Source organism: Flavobacterium tistrianum, from assembly GCF_003254545.1.
Taxonomy (GTDB): domain Bacteria; phylum Bacteroidota; class Bacteroidia; order Flavobacteriales; family Flavobacteriaceae; genus Flavobacterium; species Flavobacterium tistrianum.
The window spans coordinates 1-289 of sequence record NZ_QJRH01000017.1 but is presented as its reverse complement, the minus strand read 5'-3'; the positions used below and the strand labels follow the sequence as shown (position 1 = coordinate 289).

At 55.0% G+C, this 289-nt stretch carries 1 protein-coding gene; it reads left to right on the top strand.

Annotation, left to right across the window (positions count from 1 at the left end; genetic code table 11):
- The coding region (locus DMB71_RS22045) for a hypothetical protein (RefSeq protein WP_204251749.1) at positions 1-289 on the top strand (289 nt) is incomplete at both ends.

Genomic DNA, 289 nt, shown 5'->3' with positions numbered 1-289 from the left:
TTTCGAGACCTTCAAAGCGGGCTTTAAAGTGAGCGGAGGATGCGATGCGAAAGGACAGATCCAAGGCAGTCCGATGGCTCCGAAACTATGCGACGGAGGCACGGTGACCGTGGCCTATAAAGTGACCGACAAATGCTACGAAACGACAATCAGCCGAGACTTCACCATCACGGCTCCAGCAGCCGTAACCCCAGAAGCTCCGACAGCGGTTAACGCCTCAGCGTGCGCTTATGCCGATCAGGCTGCATTGGATGCCGCTTTCGAAACCTTCAAAGCGGGCTTTAAAGTG